Raw genomic sequence first — 4,202 nt, 5'->3', positions numbered from 1 at the left:
CGGCGGTTGCGGGGGCGGGCGCGGCTGCCGTACGACCTGGAAGGCGAGCCGGCCCTCTGGCTGGACGGCCGGCCGTACACGCACCCTGCCGAGCTCCTGGCCGCCCTCGCCCTGCCCGGCACCACCCGGCTGGTCCACGACCTGGACAACAGCGTCGCCTCGCTGGCCCTGTCCCGCGCCGGGGCCGCCGCCTGGGCCGGCCCCGACGGTCTGGACACCCCGGAGGACTACGAGCAGAGCGTGGTCGACGGGCATCCTTACCATCCGGGTTGCCGCAACCGCCCCGGCGTCTCCGTGGCCGAGCAGCTCGCGTACATGCCGGAGCACCGCACCACCGTCGCCCTCGACCTGGTCGCGCTGCCCGCCGCCGAGTGCCTGGTCACCGGGCCGTGGCCGGCCGCGCTCATGGACGGCGACCGGCTCCTGCTCCCCCTGCACCCCTGGCAGACCCGCCACGTCCTGCCCGCCCTGGGCCTGCGCCCGTACGCCACGGGGGCGATCCCCGCCCGGCCGCTGACGTCCGTACGCACCCTCGCCCCCGTGGACGGCGGCCCGCACGTGAAGACGGCGTTCAGCACCCGGATGACCTCCAGCGTCAGGGACATCTCCCCCGGCTCCGTACGCGACTGCGTCCCGCTGTCACGCCTGCTCGCCGCCCTGTCAGGACGGCGGGGCGGCCGTCCCGCCGTCGCCGGCTACCTGGCGGGGGCCGCCGCCGGTCTCGACGGCGAGCACAGCGCGGACCTGTCGGCCATGCTGCGGGAGCCCACACCGCGCACCGGCGCGGAGACCGTGCTGCCCGTGGCGGCGATCACCCGCGAGATGGTCCGCGATCCCGTCGCGTGGCTGGCGGCGTTCGCCCGCCTGGCGCTGGAGGACACGCTCGGCATGCTCGCGCTGGGCGTGGCGCTGGAGGCGCACGGCCAGAACCTGCTGGTCGCGCTCGACCGTGACGGCCTGCCGTACCGGCTGATCTACCGGGACCTGGCCGACGTCAGGATCAGCCCCGCCCGGCTCGCCCGCAACGGGATCGAGACCCCGCCCGTCAGCCCGAGGTTGCTCACCGACGACCCGGACGTGCTGCACGGCAAGCTGTTCGGCTCGCTCGTCGGCACCACGTTCGGCAGCCTGGTCGCGCTGCTCGGACGGCGCGACCGCGCCACGGAGGCGGCGCTGTGGGACGTCGTGGCCGCGGCCGCGCGGCAGGCGTTCGACGAGCTGCCCGGCACACCGGACGCGCGCGCCGACCGCGACGCCGTGTTCGGTACACACATCATGGCGAAGGCCCACCTGCTCGCACAGCTCGACGACGCGCCGCCCGGCGACCGGTGGACCCGGCTGCCCAACCCGCTGGCAGGAGCCCGTCAGAGGACGTCGTAGGTCAGGTGCGTCGCGGTCGATGTCGGGGTCACGCTCCGCCGCACCAGCGTGCGCGGCGCTCCGCCGGTGAACAGCGGCGTCCCCGCGCCCAGCACGACGGGCGCGAGGTGCAGCGTCAGCCCGTCGACCAGCCCGGCGTCGAGCGCCGAAGCGATCACGGCGCCGCCACCCATCAGGACGACGTCGAGCTCCTTGCCGCTCCGCGCCGACGCGGCCACGGCTCGCTCGCGCACGGCGGCCACGGCGTCGGCCAACCCGCTGGTGACGAACGTCCAGTCGAGGTCGGCGAGCCGCACCGACTCCGGCGGCGAGCTCGTCACGACGACGAACGCGGGCTTGCCCACCTCGCCGGCGCCGTAACCGGACGTGTCGTCCCACCCGTACGGCCCGTCGACCACGTCGAACAGCCGCCGCCCGAGAAGCACGGCACCCGAGCGGGCGGTCGCCTCCCGCAGGATTTGGCGGTCGTCGGGATCGTCGGAGAACGCCCACGTGTGCAGGGCCTCCCCACCGACGCCCAGACCGTTGTCCGGGCCGGGATCGGGCCCGGTGACGAAGCCGTCGAGGGAAACCGAGATGTCAGCGATGATTCGGGTCATGCCAGGCAGACCCGATCCGCCGCCCGAACTCCTCGCTCACACACGAACGGGGGCGAGCTCGGCGACCGGGATCCGGCGGAAGGCGATGCTCTCGTACGGGCCGGAGGCGCCGGTCTCGAACAGCAGCCCCACCGTCTCCACGTCCAGCCTGACCAGGTCCGAGTAGGCCGCGGGCAGGCCGGACACCGTGTGCGCGACCCGCCAGATGACGCCGTGGTCGTCGCTGGCGCGTACCGTCATCGACGCCCGCGCGTCCGGCGCGGCAGGTCCGGAGAACAGGAGTACGTCCGGCGACCCGCACCACAACACGCTGCCCTCCACCACCGGCCCGGAGAGACCTGGCTGAGGCTTGAAGGGCTGCTCCAGCGTCCGCCCTCCGTCGGAGGAGTAGGCGTCGGCCCGGCTGCCGGGCGCGGCGGAGTCGGTACGGGCGTTGACGTAGAGCCGTCCGCCGGGCAGCTCGGTCGCGGTGGTCTCGTTGACGTTGACGTAGCCGTCCGGGTTGTCGTCGACGTAGCCGATGCGCCAGGTCCGGCCGCCGTCGTCGCTCAGCAGGCAGTGGCCGCCGTCGTACTTGCCCTCGGTGCCGTCGTCGGCGCCCTCGGGCGGCAGCGAGTGGTTGGCGGGGACCACGATCCGCCCGGCGTGCCGGCCGTGCCGCAGCTCGACGGCGTGCCCGGGGGTCGTCGCGTACCAGCGCCACTCCGGATCCTTCACGCTGTCGGTGATCTCGCGCGGCTGCGACCACGTGACCCCGTCGTCCTCGCTGGCCTGGACGAACACCCGCCGCCCCGCGGCCGCCTCCACCTGCCCTCGCCTGATCTTCCCCTCGGTGGCCGACGGGCCCTGCCTGACGAAGACCAGCACGATCCTGCCGTCGGCCAGCACCACCGGCGCCGGGTTGCCCGCGGTGCCGCGCCGCGGCTCCGTGGCCACCACCTCCAGCTCGCCCCACGTCCTGCCGCCGTCGGCGGACCGCCTGAGCACCAGGTCGATGTGGCCGGAGTCGCCGGCCGAGCCGCGCCGCCCCTCCGCGAACGCCAGCACCGTGCCCGCCCCGGTCACCACGACCGCCGGGATCCTGAACGTGTGGTAACCGTCGGTCGCCTGCCGGTACGGCACCGACGTGGGATAACGCTCCGCCATGCGCGGCACGCTACGGCCCCCGGGTTAACGGGCCCCGACCTCAGACGTACGCGGAGGCGAATGCGGGCCGGGACACCGTTGTGCCGCCGGGAATCCTCCCCGGGCGGCACAACGGCTGTCACGCCCGTCAGCGGGCGCACACCATCACGTCGTCACGCCCGTCACCGGGCGAACACGATCACGTTGTCCCGGTAGCTGCGGCGGGCGCGGTCGAACGTACCGCCGCACGTGATCAGGCGGAGCTCGGCGCCCCTACCCCCGTGATAGACCTCCTTGTCGGGTACGCGGCTCTTGGGGTAGCGGGTCACGCGGCCGACCACGAACGTGACGGTGCTGCCGTCGGCCCGGTCCACGTGCACCCGGTCGCCCCTGCGCAGGTCGCGCAGGCGGTGGAACACGGCGGGACCGGTGGTGGAGTCGACGTGGCCGGCGACGACGGCCACGCCCCGCTCGCCCGGCTCCGGCCCGGCCTCGTTCCAGCCCACCCGGTCGAAGCTCTTGGGGGCGACCAGGCGGCCCTCGGTGTCCAGCCGCAACGGGATCACCTTGGTGGAGAGCTTGATGGCGGGCACGCGCAACCGTACGGGCGCGGCCGCCTCGGCGGTCGAGCCGGCGACCGGCACCGCCGGCCACCGCTCGTACCCGCTCGCCGCCTGTGCCCCGGTCCGAGCCGGAGCCTGCGCCCTGGCCTGAGGTCCCGCCGGGACAGCGGCCTGGGTCCCGGCCGTCCGGTGCCGGGCCGGGTCGGGGACGGTGGCGCAGGCACCTACCGCGAGCAGTGCGCATGCGGCGGCCGTCATGAGGGCGCGCATGGTCAGCCGTCCGCGGAGAACTTGTACCGCAGCCAGAACGCGCCCGCCCCGAGCAGCCCGGCACCCGCCAGGCCCAGCGGCACCAGCGGCAGCGCGCCGTTCGCGCTCTCCGCCGACCGGCTCCCGGCCGTCCCGGCCCCGGCGGCCGCGTCCTCCGCGGTCCCGCCCATCCCGGTGTCGACCCCGCCCCGCGGAGCAGCACCGTCATCGTCGTCGTCGCGGACCGCCCCGCCGACCCCCGTGTCCACGCCCCCACGCGGCGCAC

4 protein-coding genes and 1 pseudogene are annotated in these 4,202 nt (G+C 75.1%); 1 reads left to right on the top strand and 4 read right to left on the bottom strand.

The features are described 5' to 3' along the window. Positions 1-1,380, top strand: a 1,380-nt coding sequence (locus E1292_RS49625; RefSeq protein WP_132606755.1) for an IucA/IucC family protein, incomplete at its 5' end; no start/stop codon positions are given. Here the strand turns inward: E1292_RS49625 and E1292_RS49620 are convergent. The 4 genes and pseudogenes from E1292_RS49620 to E1292_RS49605 all read right to left on the bottom strand — a co-directional run. Then, complete coding sequence (locus E1292_RS49620; protein ID WP_132606754.1) at positions 1,365-1,979, bottom strand: dihydrofolate reductase family protein; 615 nt, start codon at positions 1,977-1,979, stop codon at positions 1,365-1,367. The two genes, E1292_RS49625 and E1292_RS49620, sit on opposite strands and share 16 nt — an antisense overlap. 36 nt (positions 1,980-2,015) lie before the next feature. Then, complete coding sequence (locus E1292_RS49615; RefSeq protein WP_132606753.1) at positions 2,016-3,125, bottom strand: sialidase family protein; 1,110 nt, start codon at positions 3,123-3,125, stop codon at positions 2,016-2,018. Positions 3,126-3,286: 161 nt separating this feature from the next. Beyond that, on the bottom strand, positions 3,287-3,925 hold the full coding sequence (locus E1292_RS49610; RefSeq protein WP_132606752.1) for a class F sortase: 639 nt from the start codon (positions 3,923-3,925) through the stop codon (positions 3,287-3,289). 14 nt (positions 3,926-3,939) lie between these two features. Then, positions 3,940-4,202: pseudogene (locus tag E1292_RS49605) on the bottom strand (hypothetical protein); the annotation flags it as partial.

Origin of the sequence: Nonomuraea deserti (assembly GCF_004348685.1) — a bacterium.
Lineage (GTDB): Bacteria > Actinomycetota > Actinomycetes > Streptosporangiales > Streptosporangiaceae > Nonomuraea > Nonomuraea deserti.
Note: the sequence above shows the minus strand (reverse complement) of the source record. Positions and strands in the feature narration are given on the sequence as shown.

Excerpts from the sequence above, each read along its gene's own strand:
- E1292_RS49620 (WP_132606754.1), bottom strand. The coding sequence starts at position 1,979 with ATGACCCGAATCATCGCTGACATCTCGGTTTCCCTCGACGGCTTCGTC.
- E1292_RS49615 (WP_132606753.1), bottom strand. The coding sequence starts at position 3,125 with ATGGCGGAGCGTTATCCCACGTCGGTGCCGTACCGGCAGGCGACCGAC.
- E1292_RS49610 (WP_132606752.1), bottom strand. The coding sequence starts at position 3,925 with ATGACGGCCGCCGCATGCGCACTGCTCGCGGTAGGTGCCTGCGCCACC.